This window comes from Succinivibrio faecicola, from assembly GCF_019448115.1.
Lineage (GTDB): Bacteria > Pseudomonadota > Gammaproteobacteria > Enterobacterales > Succinivibrionaceae > Succinivibrio > Succinivibrio faecicola.
The window spans coordinates 1-15,422 of the sequence record NZ_JAGFNY010000005.1; the positions used below are offsets into that span (position 1 = coordinate 1).

Here is a 15,422-nt window from a genome sequence, read left to right on the forward strand (position 1 = left end):
GACATCATTTGCAGTGCAATTGTAAAAACCAAAGGTGATATTCCTATCAAACTGGTTTTTATTAGAAATCGCAATTGCTCCAATGAATATCTAGCTCTCCTTTCTACAGACACCTCACTAGATTGTGAAGAGATTGTTAGACTATATGCTAGAAGATGGTTGATTGAGACCAACTTCAGAGCTCAAAAGCAATATTTCCGTTTAGGCACTGAAAGCTCAGCTAGAGATTATGATAATCTCTTTGCTTTTATGAATATCTCATCTATAAGATACATCATGCTTGAGTTTATTCGCAGATATAATATTGACGAGCGATCTTTAGGAGAACTATTTCGCTCTACCTGTCAACAGTTAGAAGATATCCCCTTTGTCAGTGCAATAGAATCTCTTATGCTGAGTTTTAACAACATAGCAAAGAAACTATTTGAAGCAAAAGTTCTTAAGAAAAACTGTTTTGCAAAAGCTCAGAAAATAATCACTGACAGCCTATCAGACTGGTTCACAGGGATCTGTAGATATCTAAAACAGATCTTAGGAGATCCAATAGCAACTTAATCAATACAAGTTTTTAAAGAGCATCAACACTAGAGTGTATCTAGGTTTAATTAAATTTTTTATCTGGGAAACTCGAGTTATAAATAAAAGAAAAGCCATACTATACTTGAAGTATAGTATGGCCTTTTTTCATGTAAAAGAGCTTAATTATTTAAACCATTTTGCATAAATCTTGTCGTATGTTCCGTTTTCCTTGATAACCTTTAAACCGTGAGAGATCTTGTCGGTTAAATCTTTATTCTTCTTTGAGGTTACGATACCATACTGCTCAAAAGTGAATCTGTCAGATAATAGGAACATAGCATTATTCTTGCTAGTTGCAAGATAGTATTCTAGTACAGGTTTGTCATTTACAGCTGCAATACATGAGCCTTTGTTTAATTCCATGAATGATTCTGCTGCAGTATTAAACTGTGTTGATGTTGCATCCTTGATTTTATCTGCAAACATTGCACCTGAAGTGCCGATCTGTGTACACAGTGACTTGCCTTCTAAATCTTTAAGAGTCTTGATTGTGCCTTCATATTTCTTTGAAACTAATGCTCCTAAGCCTGCATCATAGTAAGGCTCTGAAAAGTTAACAAGCTTAGCTCTTTCTTTTGTAATGGTGAATCCTGATATTGCAATATCAGCATTACCAGAAAGAATTGCAGGGATCTGACCGTCAAATGGCATGCTTGAAATATTGATCTTAAGATCTTCTACTTCAGCTATTGCCTTGATAATATCAATGTCAAAACCCACCAGCTCTGTAGTTTCCTGATCCATAAACTCAAAAGGTGCAAATGAAGGCTCAGTTACAACGTTTAAAACAGAATCTTGAGCATATGTATTATTAGTAAAAAGGCAAAAGCCTAGAACTGCAAGTGATTTTTTGATGAAATTCATTGAAAGCCTCTGAAAAAAAATACATTGGATACTATAATGTAATAGGGTATACGAACAAATTCAAGTATACGCATCAAAAATTAGCATGAGCATTTACACGGAGGAGCTATGAAAATTGTACACAGACTGTCAGAGCAGGCAGAAAGAGTAAAGCTCGTTACATACAATTTGAAAAGAGCCCATTCTGGTTTACGTAAAGAGCTTGAAGAAAAAGATGGCAATTTTACATTTAAAACTGGCAGTTCAAGATATTTAAAGCAGATAGAGAATCTTCATATAAGTTTGTTCAGGGAGCCTCTGTATCCATGGCTTATATGGCTATACAGATTCAAAGCACACGAGCTGATGAGCGTTATTGTCGATAAGGATGATAATGTCATTGGTTATGATCTTTTCTTCTTCCAGCCATCAGAAAAGAATAAAAAGGTTATCCATGAGCTTTATGTTGGTATAAGAACAGAGTATCAGGATAGAGGTTTGGGTGTAAAGTTAAGACAGTTTTCTGCTAAATGCTATGATGAAGGATATCTTGATGGTATATCAACTTTAGCATCTGTTGATAATATCAAGGCATTAAGAACAGCACAGAAAGCTGGTTTTGCAATAACAAAGATGTCAGCAAAGCCTGTAGCTCATTATCTATTTAAAAATCTTTTCAGAAGATACTAGTTCAGAGAAGATGTAAAAAAGGTAACACATATGTGTTACCTTTTTTGACAGTTACTATTTACATAGTAACTTTTTTGAATTTAATACGATGAGGTACAGCAGCTTCACCAAGGTTTGCCTTCTTCCAAGACTCATACTCAGTATAGTTGCCCTCAAAGAAGGTTACCTTACCTTCATCACCGTAATCTAGGATGTGTGTAGCAATACGGTCTAGGAACCAACGGTCGTGAGAGATAACCATTGCAGCTCCTGGGAACTCTAATAATGCATTTTCAAGTGCACGTAAGGTTTCCACATCAAGATCGTTTGTTGGCTCGTCAAGTAACAGGAAGTTACCGCCTACCTGTAAAAGTTTTGCAAGCTGTAAACGACCTCTTTCACCACCTGACAGATCACCAACACGTTTTTGCTGATCTGTACCTCTGAAGTTAAATCTGCCGATATATGCTCTTGAAGGAATTTCATATGAGCCGACTCTTAAAATATCCTGACCCTGTGAAATCTCTTCATAAACAGTATTCTCGTTCTTCATCTTGTCTCTGAACTGTTCAACATATGCTGTTACAACAGTTTCACCAAGCTTGATAGAACCTGCATCAGGCTGCTCAATTCCGGTTATCATTCTAAACAGTGTAGACTTACCTGCACCGTTAGGACCGATAATACCGACGATAGCACCCTTTGGAATAGAGAATGACAGATCATCAATCAGTACCTGACCATCATAGGCTTTAGAAAGATTGTTTACCTCAAGTACTGTCTCACCTAAGCGTGGCCCTGGTGGAATATAAAGCTCGTTGGTTTCATTTCTTGTCTGATATTCAACTGAAGATAATTCTTCAAATCTTGCAAGACGAGCCTTAGATTTTGCATGACGACCCTTAGCGCCCTGACGAACCCACTCAAGCTCTCTTTCAATCGATTTTCGTCTTGCAGATTCAGTATTCTCTTCAATCTGAAGTCTCTTATCTTTCTGATCAAGCCAGCTAGAGTAGTTACCCTCCCAAGGAATACCCTCACCACGGTCAAGCTCAAGGATCCAGCCTGCAACATTGTCAAGGAAGTAACGATCGTGAGTTACTGCAACAACAGTACCAGGGTACTGGTGAAGGAACTGTTCAAGCCAGTCAATTGATTCAGCATCAAGATGGTTTGTAGGCTCGTCAAGAAGCAGCATATCAGGCTTCTCTAAAAGAAGTCTGCAAAGTGCTACACGGCGCTTTTCACCACCAGATAAAACCTTAATCTGTCTTTCAAAAGGAGGTAATCTTAAGGCATCAGCAGCTTTATCAATCTGAACTTCGATGTTATGACCGTCGTGAGCCTGAATGATAGCCTCAAGCTGAGCCTGCTCTTTAGCTAATGCATCAAAGTCTGCATTTTCATCAGCATATTCAGCATAAACCTCATCAAGTCTCTTTAAGGCCTTAGTAACCTCTTCAAAAGACTCTTCAATAACCTCTTTAACAGTCTTTTCAGGATCTAAAACTGGCTCCTGAGGCAGATAACCTATTTTGATACCTGGTTGAGGTCTTGCTTCACCCTCGTAATCCTTATCAACACCAGCCATGATTTTGATAAGTGTAGATTTACCAGCGCCATTTAAACCAAGCACACCGATTTTTGCACCAGGGAAAAATGACAGCGATATATCTTTGAGGATCTGTCTTTTTGGTGGAACAATCTTTCCCACCCTATTCATTGTATAAATAAACTGAGCCATAAATTTCCTCTAAAAAATGACTGTCTCATTGTACCATGAATATTGTTTTTTATGAAAAAAATGGGCCTAACATTATAGTTAGACCCTGTTAGGAGTAGATATTTTGTAAGTTAGCTGTCCTGAAGCATCTGAAGTGCAATCTGAGGCTTTGAATTTGCCTGAGTAAGAATTGATACTGCACCTTGCTGCAGGATCTGTGCTGCTGTAAATGCAGTTACCTCTTCAGAGTAATCTGAATCTCGAATTTGGGCTCTTGAATCAGAAACATTCTCAAAGATGTTTTCCTGATTTCTGATGGTAGATTCAAGTCTGTTTTGAACGGCACCCAGCTCTGAACGCTTTGTATCAACTGCATTGATAAGATAATCAATACCGGCAAGCACAATCTGCGCTGATGACTGAGTGGAAATATCGATACCTTTTCCGTTTACATCGTATGAAAAGATATCTTCAAAATTGAAAGGACCGGCTGCTGCAATACTTGCAGGAGCGCCTTCAGGAAGATCGAAAGAATCAGAGTCCTGAAGTTTTGCTGTATATTTAGCTAAAGAATCAGTATCAAATCCAATTGATAAATCAATCTTGATAAGAGAGCCTGGATCAGGGCTAATCTGGAAACGTACAATAGATGCGTTTCCGTTTAATAAATCCTGACCACCAAAAGTTGTGTCTCTTGAGATACGCACAATTTCAGCATTGAGCTGATCAACCTCATCTTGAAGAGCCTTTCTTGCATCACTGGTATTTGTACCATTAGCAGAACTGATTGCAAGGGTTCTGATTCTCTGAAGCATGGTTGTGATTTCATCCATAGCACCTTCAGCTGTCTGGGCATAGGCAATGGCATTTTGAGCATTTCGGTTAGTCTGCTGTAAAGCATTTAACTGTAAGGTCAGACGGTCAGAAGTCTGAATTCCTGCAGGATCATCTTGTGCGCTGTTAATTTTAAGTCCTGTAGACAGTCTTTCATAAGCTTTATCAAGCTTTGAAGTTGCTGTATTTACAGAACGCTTTGCTGACAGTGCAGAAAGGTTTGTATTAATAAATAATGGCATATCTTTTCTCTCCTAACTAGTGGCAATAAATTGCCACTTTTTAGAAGATATGAAAAAACTATGCCAAATTTAATTAATGTCTGTTTTGAATGTAGACAGGTTGTCTACCTGATTTTGTGCAAGCTCTTTGATTTCATGAACATTCTGTTTGGAATCAGTAATATTCACAAAGCATTCATCGGTAATTGAATTAATGTTGTTTATTGCATGGTTAACATCTGATGCAATGGCACTCTGTTCTTGGCAGGAGTGAACAATCTGCTCAGACATATCAGTGATTGTTGCGATAATTCCCATAATCTCTTCAATAGCACTGTTTGCTTTTGAGCTTTGGTAAACTGAGTTATTCATTTCCTCTTCACAGGATGCAACAACAGTAACGCAGCTCTTTACCGCAGCAGACAGATTTGCAATTGTATCAGCAACCTCTTTTGTAGATTCTGCTGTCTTTGTTGCAAGATCACGAACTTCACTTGCTACCACAGCAAATCCCTTTCCATGTTCACCAGTTCTAGCAGCCTCAATAGTGGCATTAAGAGCTAAAAGATTTGTCTGATCAGCAATTGCGGCAATTGTTTTAACGATAGCATTAATCTGTTCACCCATTTCATTGATATTTGAAATAGCGATGGATGTATTTTTAAGCTTGTTAGACAGTGAGTGAGTTGTTGTAATATTGTCCTGCATTGTACATCTGCAGGTGTCTGAAGCTGTTTCTGCGTTCTTCACTTCAGATAGAGTAGATCTAGCAAACTCTGTAACTTTTTCAATGGAACTTTCCATGTTTGCTGTAGCCTCTGCTACAGAGTGAGCTTTTTCTCTTTGAATTGATATAGCATCTGATGTACTGTCTAACATGGATGAATTAACATTTACCATGTGAACCATCTTATTGAAGTCTAGATTTAACTTGCTAACGGTTTTCTTCATTGAATCAGCAACATCGTCAACCAGTTTGTCGATATTTCCGATTTCATTTTTTCTAAAATTATTGTTCCTTGATGAAGTCAGATCGCCAGCAGCTAATCTTCTTAATGACTTCCATACATGCTTTACTTCACTGTTAAGAGATTTTGAAAGGAAAATGGTAAGAAGAATGAGAACAATACCGCTGATACCTATTACAGAATATAAGCAGATGGTTATATGACTGTATGGAGATTTCATCTTTCCGCTTTTAGTCAGAGTATCAACTGTAGATATTGTATTTATGCTGTTTTCAAGTCCTTTTAGATAATTAGCTTCATTGTCTTTTAGAAGATCTTTTATTTCTTTTGAATAAGAATTTAGTGTAGAAATGATCTTCTTTGAATGTTCATCGTTATCAAAAAAGGAAATATTATCCTTGTTATTAAGAATTTTTTCTAAAGAATTTATTTTGTCAGAAATATTTAAGCGCTCTTTTGTAGCATTTGAATGAGAGCTTAGCTGTGCAAAAGATAAGCTTATAGAGTGGAGATTTGTATAAATGTCATCAATGCATTGTTTTTGTGATACGTATTTGTTTAATGTAGAATTTATTAACAATGTACCTAAGAAGAAAATTAAGATTGCAAAGACAAAAGATGCAATGATTCTTTGTACAATGGAAATATCATTGAAACTTAACGTAAAAAGAGATTTAAAAAAAGGTGCTGACTTAAAAGAGTAACTGCTATTCGTTGCAGAATCTTTTAAATCTGTTTTTTCCTGATTATTGCTCATGTTATCTTTTGTTTCTGTACTCTTAGAAGTTGCCTTTAACGCTTCCATACGTATCTCTCAACCTTGAACAATGCTCATGCGTATAGACAATAAATAAAGTCCATATTATCATGTAAAGGTGTAATATTAAAACTTCACATACCATATCTAATAATAAAGTATAATTCCGTTATTCGCGTATATAATATTTAATAATTTTGGAGTAAGTACAAATTTTTACCCTTATATTGGCTTATATATCGGATTAAATTGGTTGTTTTTTAGAGAATTTATTAATAATGGCTAAAAAAGAAAAATCAAGCAGTAATGTAATTGCCGTTAACAGAAAAGCAAGCTTTGAATATTTCGTTGAAGAAAGGCTAGAGGCTGGTCTTGAACTTCAAGGATGGGAAGTAAAGGCTTTAAGAGCTGGTAAATGCAACATTTCAGAGGCTTACGTAACTGTAAAGGATGGTGAAGTAATTGTTTTAGGTTCAATTATCAATCCTTTAAAGACAAGCTGTGCTTTTGTTGTAAGCGATCCTACAAGAACTAGAAAACTTCTTCTATCAAGAAGAGAAATAGATAAGCTTATAGGTTGTGTACAGCGTCAGGGCTATACCATTATTCCTTTAAAAATGTACTGGAAGGGATCATGGGCTAAGCTTGAGATTGGTGTTGCAAGAGGTAAACAAGAACACGATAAGCGAGATTCTATTAAGGATCGCCAGTGGGCTCGTGATAAAGAGCGTATCATGAAAAAGAATTTTAAATAGACAAAATGCACTGAAAATCAGTGCATTTTTTTTAAATGATATCCTTTAGTTGTAAGACCATTGTTTTTAGGATCTGAATAAATTTCTGTTTGTCTGAGTACATATGTTTATAAAGTTGTTCAATATTTTCTGAAAAATCCTTTGGCAGAGTTTTTGCGTTTTTAAGTGCATATTCAACCATCCTTTTTTCACCAGGATGTGTTAATTTGTTTAAAGCAAAAATAATATCAAAATATGATTCCATAAAAGCTGCAGTTCTGTGGCATACAGAAACAAGATCAGATCTTGAAACAGCCTTGTTTATTTGGCCTTCATATGATGGAAGAAAACCTGACAGAAGTTTCATGTTTCTTTCTATAATATTGTTTTTAAGCTTTTCTGGATACTCTCGTTTATACTCTTTTTGCAGTTTTTCAAACTCTCCATTTCTGTCAAAAATGATTTTACTGTTGATGAGAGTATGCCACATACATGTTGTATATCCATTATAGGAATTACATCCATCGACTACATAGCTTACAGTGTTTCTGTAGTCATTAAGATTTCTGTATATCAGATCGATATCAATTCCATCTTTTAATGTGCAATCATCTTCAAATTCCCAGTATGAGTTTGACATTTCCATGTAAGAACATGTTTTTTCTAAAATTGTGCGTCTTACATCTTCATTTGGAATACAGGAGCAGTAAATGCAGAGATCATAATCTGATTTACTATCATAATTCTCTTGAGCTCTAGAGCCACATAGGGCAAGAGCATCAACTTCAGGTAGTTTTGAAAAAAGTTTACAAAGTTCAGAAAAGTACATAAAAGTTGCCTGTCATGTGGTTGAGAATTTAACCTAACATATTGTTTGGCTTTATAAAACAAGTATTTAGCATACAAGCTGGATTTATAAAAAAGAATTGTTTTTTTTGCTTTTTGCGGAGTGTGTTTAATTTTAAAAGAGAATAGGAAGCCAAATTTACTTTTAAAGTATTTTTAGGGACTTTTAAATTTCTTGAATTAGAAATGAATTACGCCTCATACGAGGCGTAATTATCATGGAATGATTGTTACATATTATTTGTTACAAGGATCGAGATGTTTTTCCATAAAATTCTTGTCTGCAAGTAACTCTTTAGCCATAGTAAGAGCATGCTCAAAGTCAACAGCAATTGCACCATCTAGATTCTTGTGGATACCTGCTTTTTGCAGAATAGCTCTTGGCTGTGGTCGAACAGCTGAGAAGATAACATATGTCTTGTGTTCACGGCAGATCTTGATGATATCTTCAATTGAATTTTCACCAGAAGCATCTAGGTATGGCATGAATCTCATTCTTAGAATAAGGATTCTTGGCATTTTCTCCAGAGACTTTAACTTATCACAGAATTCTGATGCGAAACCATAGAATAGAGGTCCATTAATCTGAAGAACAATAACATCTTCTGGAATCTCAATATCATCATCAGCAGGATCATCACCATCCTGAGCTTCATACTCTGATCTGTGATGCTGGCGTCTTACTTCAACAGAACGAGCCATGTGACGCATAAACAGTAGAGATGCGAAGGTTACACCAACACCAATTGCAACTGTCAGATCAACCATTACAGTCAGTAAGAATGTAAGGATAAGAATTGTTCTGTCTGATGGACTTATCTTTGCAATCTGAATGAAGTGCTTTAAATCTGACATACCCCATGAAACCATGAAGAGTACGGCAGCTAGAGCAGCCATAGGAATGAATGCAAGAATGTCCATTGCAGTATATAGGAATACTAATAGGAAGATTGCATGGAAAATACCTGCAACAGGAGTTCTACCACCAGCCTTAATGTTGGTTGCAGTACGTGCTATAGCACCAGTTGCAGGGATACCACCGAAAATACCTGATGCAATATTAGCAACACCCTGACCTACTAGTTCCTGATTTAAAGAATGTTTGTGACCGATAAGACCGTCTGCAACAACGGCTGATAATAAAGCTTCAATACCAGCTAAAAATGCAATTGTAAATGCAGAAGGAACAAGATCTCTTATCTGATCTAAAGAAAATTCTGGCCAAACAGGAGATGGAAGACCTGTTGGTAAGCTTGGGAATCTGCTACCGATTGTTTCAACAGGCATACTAAATACATATGCAAGAACTGAAATTAGAAGAATTGAAACAAGGTATGATGGGATCTTTGGAGAAATCTTCTTGCAGATAATAATAGTTGCAAGACCTAAAACACCGAGCAGTAAGGCAGCATATGTTGTTTTATCAATGTTAGTAAGATAAACATACCATTTGTTCAAAAAGTCAGCAGGTACATTATCAACTGTTAAGCCAAGGAAATCCTTCACCTGAGATGATGCGATGATTACAGCAATACCTGTTGTAAAACCTGTGATAACCGGATAAGGAATATATTTAATCAGTTTACCTAACTTTGCATAACCTGCAACAACAAGGATAATACCAGCCATAATTGATGACAGGATTAATCCGTTAAAGCCATGCTGTGCGATTACATTGAAAATCACAACAACGAATGCACCGGTAGGACCACCGATCTGAACTCTAGAACCACCTAAAAAAGAAATAAAGAAACCTGCAACAACAGCGGTTACAAGGCCTTTATCAGGTGATGCTCCTGAAGCTACAGCCATAGCCATAGCAAGTGGAAGTGCAACAATTGCTACTGTAAGACCTGCAATTACATCTGCTCTGAAAAGATTAAAAGAATAACCTTCTTTCATGCAAGTGAAAAATGCCGGTACAAATGGATTTGAATTTTTCATAATAAAAAATATAAAACAAGCTTAGCAAAAGCTAAATTGTTGATTGATGTACATATATAAATGAATTAAGGCTAATGCAGGAAAGAAAAGCATCAGCTTTAAAAGTGTGAGCATTATACCAAAATCAAAAAGACAAAAATTCATAATCATGTAAAAAGTTTATTTTTTTCATCTATAGTGCAATTATCTGATCATTGTACGTTGAAATAGCTAAAAAGCCTGTTGTCAATGTTCAGCCTTTGTGTATAATAAAAAGGTCTTATCTTGGGGGTGATTCTGGTTTCGACCGGAAGTATGAATTCCTAGGAGCATGTCAAGTGGCGAAAGCTTGTAAAAAAGTCGCATAAAAATAGTCGCAAACGACGAAACCTACGCTTTAGCAGCTTAATAACCTGCTTGAAAGCCCTCAGTTCTAAGTCTTTCTAGTGACACTTAGTCGCACTGGGGTCGGTTCTTCACTAGATCGTGTGGAAGCTCCGTCTGTAGCTGAAGCATTAAACTCTCTTTACAGACTGGGTATTATGTAGCGTGGCTGTCCGCAGCTAGTACTAAGATCAAAGATTGCCTAAACATGTAGTGCCGAAGATGCAGTCTTTTGGGACGAGGGTTCAAGTCCCTCCACCTCCACCAAAGCCTTTAACACCTTGATGCAGCATGAAGAGATCTGTTTCAATTCTTTTCCTTGTGTTAATTTTCAAATAGCTGGTCAATTGTTACTACATGAACAAAATCACCAAAATAATTTGTTTTTCTTAATCCATACGTTGTTATCAGTGTATTGTGAATAGTTGCTCTTTTGGGTATTTGTTCTCGGAGAATTTTTTTTCGTCTTTCTAGAATTAAGTGGTAATCCTTATCAACTTCAAATTCTTCGTTGTAAAACTTTATCTCACACATGTGTACTACATTGTCTTTTCTTACAATAATTAAATCAATTTGTGTTCCACGTGTGTTTTCATCTCCTCTTTTTGACCAGAGCGCTTCTGTTGTAGATACTCCTCCGATCTGCAGAGCCATTTTTATCTGGTGGATGTGATTCCAACAAACATTTTCAAAAGCATAGCCTTTCCAGGAAAGTACTCGACTGGAGTCTTCTATGTTTATCCAGTCAATATTTCTGTTATCGCTGCTCTTGTCTAAAAACGTTAAATAGAAATAAGAGAACGGGTCCACTAGTTTGTATATTTCATCTCTTTTATTGTCACCAAATGATTTATATTTGATAATAAAATCTCCGGCAATTAAAGCGTTAAGCTGCCTTGATACTTCTCCGCTGTCGGTTACTCCTGTTATTTCAGACAATTCTTTTCTTGTTATGCCTTTATTTTTTGATGCTATTGCTTTTATGATTTGTTTAATAGGTTCTGCGTTTTTAAATAGTGAAGCAAACATTCGATTAAATTCATCTTTTAATGGAGCTTCATCTGCAAAGAAGATTTCATTGATGTTTTGAGCTAAACTTAATCTCTTATTGAAATACCTTAAATAATAAGGAATACCACCAACCATCATGTATGCTTGGATTACATCATAACGAGACATACAGATCTCCTTTGATGTTAGAAATTGCTCGCATTCTCTAAGAGTGAATGGTTTAAGTTTTATTTCGAATGTGACTCTTCCATAAAGACCACCGTGATTGTTTATGATATTGGTGAGAATCCAGGAACTGGAACTTCCACAAACAATTACCATAAGGTTCTTTCTGTGGCAGGCCCACCCGTTCCAAAAAGCCTCGAAACCTGTCATAAATTTTGCTTTCGGAGTGTCTAGCCATTGCATTTCGTCTAAGAAAACAACAATTCTTTCATTGTCCTTATATTTTTCCACGAGAAGATCTTCAAGCATATAAAATGCCTCCAGCCATGACTCAGGCGTTTTTTTCCCTTTATAGCCTTGCATAGTTAGTGATCTAAAAAAATGTGTTAGCTGATCTTTCATTAAATGTGCTTTTACATTCTCCTTTTCACTATCAATTGGAGATAATCCTGCATGACGAAAATTTAACCTATCTCTAAATACTTCATCAATCAGGTATGTTTTGCCAACACGACGTCTACCATATAAAGCAATAAGTTCAGCATCTTCGCTATGATATAGCTCATTTAATTTTTTGATTTCTTTTTCTCTACCGATTAGCATTGCTTATCCTTTATTTATAATTTTCGGTGAAATGGAATTTTTGTCTTCTCTTCGAAAATTATAATTAAAAGAATTCATTTTTTCCATTTATATCTAATTATAATTTTCGATAAAAATACTTTTTTATAACTTCATCGAAAATTATAGATGTATGATATGCCGTTTTATGTGACTAAAAAATCTTTTAAGACGAGATGATAACAGTATGTTGTTAATGCAATATTGAGGGATATTATTGAGAAAAATAGTAAATTAAAGTTTTCGATAAGATATGTGATTTACTATTTCATCGAAAAATATAATTAGTAATCTGCTCGGAATTTTGTTTTATAGCAATATGTCCTGCTTAGAGTTGGTTTATTCTGTATTTTTTTTGTAGTTTTTAGTTTTTTTATATTTAATTGATTTATAAATAAATTTTACAGTAATTTATCCCTCCACCTCTACCAAATCCTTTAACCACAAGATTCTGCTTGAAGATCGCTTTTCAGTTTTGATACTTCTTGTTATTTTTCGAAAAGCAGTCAATTTTTAAGACATGAACAAAAAAAGACGGATCAACTTCGCATGATATTACGGATCACTTTCGTGATTTTTAACATTAAATTATAAAAAGACAAAGAAATAGGATTACACTGATAATGGAAAAAAGATAGTTTTATATTGAACTGAATTAATAAAAAAAACTCTGAACAAATCATAAGAAAAGTTCAGAGTTTTGAAAATACAGATAAAATATTATCTTCTAGACAAGCTTTTTACATTACGCAATTCCTGTCCTGTATAAATCTGACGAGGACGGCCAATTCTAGAATCCTTGATAGTGTGCATCTCATTCCAGTGAGTTATCCAGCCTATAGTTCTTGCAAGAGCAAAGATTACAGTAAACATAGATGTTGGAATACCAATAGCATTCAGAATGATACCTGAGTAGAAATCAACGTTTGGATATAGATTTCTTTCAATAAAGTACTCATCAGACAGAGCAATCTTCTCAAGTTCAGTTGCAACCTTAAGAAGAGGATTATTGTCGATGTGCAGAGCATCAAGAACTTCATGGCATGTTTCTCTCATAACAACAGCACGAGGATCAAATGTCTTATATACACGGTGACCAAAACCAAACAGTCTGAATGGATCATTCTTGTCCTTAGCTCTTGCTACATATTCAGGAATTCTGTCAACAGAGCCGATTTCCTCTAACATTCTTAAGCAAGCTTCATTAGCACCACCGTGAGCAGGACCCCATAAAGATGCCACGCCAGCTGCAATACATGCATATGGGTTTGCGCCTGAAGAACCTGCAAGACGTACTGATGAAGTTGAAGCATTCTGCTCATGGTCTGCATGAAGAGTAAAGATTCTATCAAGAGCCTTTTCAACGATAGGATTAACTTTGTATTCCTCGCATGGTGTTGAGAACATCATGTGCAGGAAGTTTCCTGTATAGCTCAAATCGTTCCTTGGATAAACGAAAGGCTGACCGATCGAATACTTATATGACATTGCTGCAAGAGTTGGCATCTTGGCTACAAGTCGAATTGCTGTTAATTCACGATGTTCTGCATCATAAATATCAAGTCCGTCATGGTAGAAAGCAGAAAGAGCGCCTGCAATACCACAAAGCACAGCCATAGGATGAGAATCTCTTCTGAAAGCCTGGAATAAAGATTCCATCTGAGTATGAACTAATGTATGGTGCTTAATACGGTCAACAAATTTCTCATACTGCTCTTTGTTTGGAAGTTCACCTTTGAACAGCAGGTAACACACCTGCAGATAATCAGCTTTAGTTGCTAGCTGATCGATTGGATAACCACGATAAAGTAATATACCTTTCTTTCCATCGATAAAGGTGATTCTAGACATACATGATGCTGTTGATACAAAGCCTGGGTCATAAGTGAAGTAACCTTGCTTACCAAGCTCTCGAATATCAATAACTTCAGGACCTAATGTTCCCTTTAATATAGGGAGCTGAATTGGATCCTTTCCAGGAATCATCAATGTTGCATACTTATCTAATGTAGGTAGAGTATCTTCAATTGCCATTATGATTGCCTTCCTTTTATAGCTTTATATTCTTTTACACTCTTTCATTTTATATACAATAAAAAAAAATACTAGATCAGCTTAAATTTGAAATTATTGCACAATAATTGATCATAATTTGGTAACAAGCTATAGAAAACTATTATCTTGTTATGTAATTTAAAAACAAATAGAATATATAAACTGTTTTTTTTGAGAAAACACTGTATTTATTAAATTTGAAGAATATTATGGAAAAGAGAATTCTGTTAACAGAGTGTACTGATGATGTCGGTCTAATTGCAAAAATCACAAATGTATGCTCACTGTTCCACCTAAATGTCACTCGTCAGGATCAGTTTGCCTCTCCTGAAGACCACAAATTCTTTATGAGAACCGTAATTGAAGGTGATTTTTCTAACGACAAAACCGTTAAGACATTCATTGATACAGTTATCAGCCTTCTTCCACAAGGTGCTAATGTAAGATTAGCAGATGAGCACAGACGCCGTTTATGTGTTCTTGTAACTAAAGAATCACACTGTTTAGGTGAGCTTTTAATGAAAACCTATTCAGGCGCACTTAATGCAGATATTGTATGTGTTGCCGGTAATCATCCTGATTTAGGTGCTCTTGCAGAAAAATTCAATGTTCCTTTTAAACTTGTTTCTTGCGAAGGTATTACAAAGGAAGAGCAGGAAAAGAGAATGATTGAGGTTATTGACTCAACAAACTGTGATTATGTAATTCTTGCAAAGTATATGAGAATTCTGTCACCTGAGTTTGTAGGTCACTACCCACTTGGAAAGATTATCAATATTCATCATTCCTTCCTTCCTGCTTTCATTGGTGCAAAGCCATATCATCAGGCATATAACCGTGGTGTTAAGTTAATAGGTGCAACAGCTCATTTTGTTACAAACAATCTTGATGAAGGACCAATCATTGAGCAGGATGTGATTAAGGTAAATCATCGTTATGACCCAGAGACCCTTGCAAAGGCTGGTCATGATGTTGAGCAGATGGTTTTAATCAGAGCTATTTCCAAGGTTCTTGATGATAAAGTATTCATCCATGGAAATAAGACTGTAGTATTTTAGTTTTATTTCTTTACAAAAAAAGGCGCAATAT

12 protein-coding genes and 1 other RNA gene are annotated in these 15,422 nt (G+C 35.8%); 5 read left to right on the forward strand and 8 right to left on the reverse strand.

Annotation, left to right across the window (positions count from 1 at the left end):
* Window positions 1-555 (forward strand): transposase (locus J5V48_RS02615; protein WP_219936815.1); only part of this gene is annotated, 555 nt, incomplete at its 5' end.
* Window positions 556-702: 147 nt separating this feature from the next.
* Here J5V48_RS02615 and J5V48_RS02620 read toward each other — a convergent pair.
* Window positions 703-1,443: a basic amino acid ABC transporter substrate-binding protein gene (locus tag J5V48_RS02620; RefSeq protein WP_219936816.1), complete on the reverse strand. Its 741-nt coding sequence runs from the start codon at window positions 1,441-1,443 to the stop codon at window positions 703-705.
* Between the two features lie 108 nt (window positions 1,444-1,551).
* Between J5V48_RS02620 and J5V48_RS02625 the strand changes: the two genes are divergently transcribed.
* Window positions 1,552-2,112 (forward strand): GNAT family N-acetyltransferase, encoded by a 561-nt coding sequence (locus tag J5V48_RS02625; protein ID WP_219936818.1) that lies wholly within the window; start codon window positions 1,552-1,554, stop codon window positions 2,110-2,112.
* Window positions 2,113-2,170: 58 nt separating this feature from the next.
* Here J5V48_RS02625 and ettA read toward each other — a convergent pair whose 3' ends face one another.
* From ettA to J5V48_RS02640, 3 genes are all read right to left on the reverse strand, one after another.
* The gene (ettA, locus tag J5V48_RS02630; RefSeq protein WP_219936821.1) at window positions 2,171-3,835 is read right to left on the reverse strand and encodes an energy-dependent translational throttle protein EttA; all 1,665 of its coding nucleotides are present in this window, start codon (window positions 3,833-3,835) and stop codon (window positions 2,171-2,173) included.
* 110 nt (window positions 3,836-3,945) lie between these two features.
* Window positions 3,946-4,890, reverse strand: coding sequence for a flagellin N-terminal helical domain-containing protein (locus J5V48_RS02635; protein WP_219936823.1), 945 nt, complete (start codon window positions 4,888-4,890; stop codon window positions 3,946-3,948).
* A 69-nt stretch (window positions 4,891-4,959) separates the two neighbouring features.
* Entirely contained in the window at window positions 4,960-6,642 is a 1,683-nt protein-coding gene (locus J5V48_RS02640) for a methyl-accepting chemotaxis protein (protein ID WP_219936825.1), read from the reverse strand.
* Between the two features lie 230 nt (window positions 6,643-6,872).
* Between J5V48_RS02640 and smpB the strand changes: the two genes are divergently transcribed.
* The gene (smpB, locus tag J5V48_RS02645; protein ID WP_219936828.1) at window positions 6,873-7,349 is read left to right on the forward strand and encodes an SsrA-binding protein SmpB; all 477 of its coding nucleotides are present in this window, start codon (window positions 6,873-6,875) and stop codon (window positions 7,347-7,349) included.
* A gap of 31 nt (window positions 7,350-7,380) precedes the next feature.
* Here smpB and J5V48_RS02650 read toward each other — a convergent pair whose 3' ends face one another.
* Both J5V48_RS02650 and J5V48_RS02655 read right to left on the reverse strand, forming a co-directional pair.
* Entirely contained in the window at window positions 7,381-8,157 is a 777-nt protein-coding gene (locus J5V48_RS02650) for a DUF4037 domain-containing protein (RefSeq protein WP_219936830.1), read from the reverse strand.
* 254 nt (window positions 8,158-8,411) lie between these two features.
* Window positions 8,412-10,076: a SulP family inorganic anion transporter gene (locus J5V48_RS02655; protein WP_255557681.1), complete on the reverse strand. Its 1,665-nt coding sequence runs from the start codon at window positions 10,074-10,076 to the stop codon at window positions 8,412-8,414.
* Window positions 10,077-10,384: 308 nt separating this feature from the next.
* Between J5V48_RS02655 and ssrA the strand changes: the two genes are divergently transcribed.
* Window positions 10,385-10,748: a transfer-messenger RNA gene (gene ssrA / locus J5V48_RS02660) on the forward strand.
* A gap of 57 nt (window positions 10,749-10,805) precedes the next feature.
* Here ssrA and J5V48_RS02665 read toward each other — a convergent pair.
* Complete coding sequence (locus tag J5V48_RS02665) at window positions 10,806-12,260, reverse strand: AAA family ATPase (RefSeq protein ID WP_219936834.1); 1,455 nt, start codon at window positions 12,258-12,260, stop codon at window positions 10,806-10,808.
* Window positions 12,261-12,998: 738 nt separating this feature from the next.
* Window positions 12,999-14,312 (reverse strand): citrate synthase, encoded by a 1,314-nt coding sequence (gene gltA, locus J5V48_RS02670; RefSeq protein WP_219936836.1) that lies wholly within the window; start codon window positions 14,310-14,312, stop codon window positions 12,999-13,001.
* 230 nt (window positions 14,313-14,542) lie between these two features.
* Here gltA and purU point away from each other — a divergent pair, with 230 nt between their 5' ends.
* Entirely contained in the window at window positions 14,543-15,391 is an 849-nt protein-coding gene (gene purU / locus J5V48_RS02675) for a formyltetrahydrofolate deformylase (protein WP_219936838.1), read from the forward strand.
* The last annotated feature ends 31 nt before the right edge of the window (window positions 15,392-15,422 follow it).

Excerpts from the sequence above, each read along its gene's own strand:
- J5V48_RS02655 (WP_255557681.1), bottom strand. The coding sequence starts at position 10,076 with ATGAAAGAAGGTTATTCTTTTAATCTTTTCAGAGCAGATGTAATTGCA.
- J5V48_RS02635 (WP_219936823.1), bottom strand. The coding sequence starts at position 4,890 with ATGCCATTATTTATTAATACAAACCTTTCTGCACTGTCAGCAAAGCGT.
- smpB (WP_219936828.1), top strand. The coding sequence starts at position 6,873 with ATGGCTAAAAAAGAAAAATCAAGCAGTAATGTAATTGCCGTTAACAGA.
- J5V48_RS02665 (WP_219936834.1), bottom strand. The coding sequence starts at position 12,260 with ATGCTAATCGGTAGAGAAAAAGAAATCAAAAAATTAAATGAGCTATAT.
- ettA (WP_219936821.1), bottom strand. The coding sequence starts at position 3,835 with ATGGCTCAGTTTATTTATACAATGAATAGGGTGGGAAAGATTGTTCCA.
- J5V48_RS02650 (WP_219936830.1), bottom strand. The coding sequence starts at position 8,157 with ATGTACTTTTCTGAACTTTGTAAACTTTTTTCAAAACTACCTGAAGTT.
- J5V48_RS02640 (WP_219936825.1), bottom strand. The coding sequence starts at position 6,642 with ATGGAAGCGTTAAAGGCAACTTCTAAGAGTACAGAAACAAAAGATAAC.
- J5V48_RS02620 (WP_219936816.1), bottom strand. The coding sequence starts at position 1,443 with ATGAATTTCATCAAAAAATCACTTGCAGTTCTAGGCTTTTGCCTTTTT.
- gltA (WP_219936836.1), bottom strand. The coding sequence starts at position 14,312 with ATGGCAATTGAAGATACTCTACCTACATTAGATAAGTATGCAACATTG.
- purU (WP_219936838.1), top strand. The coding sequence starts at position 14,543 with ATGGAAAAGAGAATTCTGTTAACAGAGTGTACTGATGATGTCGGTCTA.
- J5V48_RS02625 (WP_219936818.1), top strand. The coding sequence starts at position 1,552 with ATGAAAATTGTACACAGACTGTCAGAGCAGGCAGAAAGAGTAAAGCTC.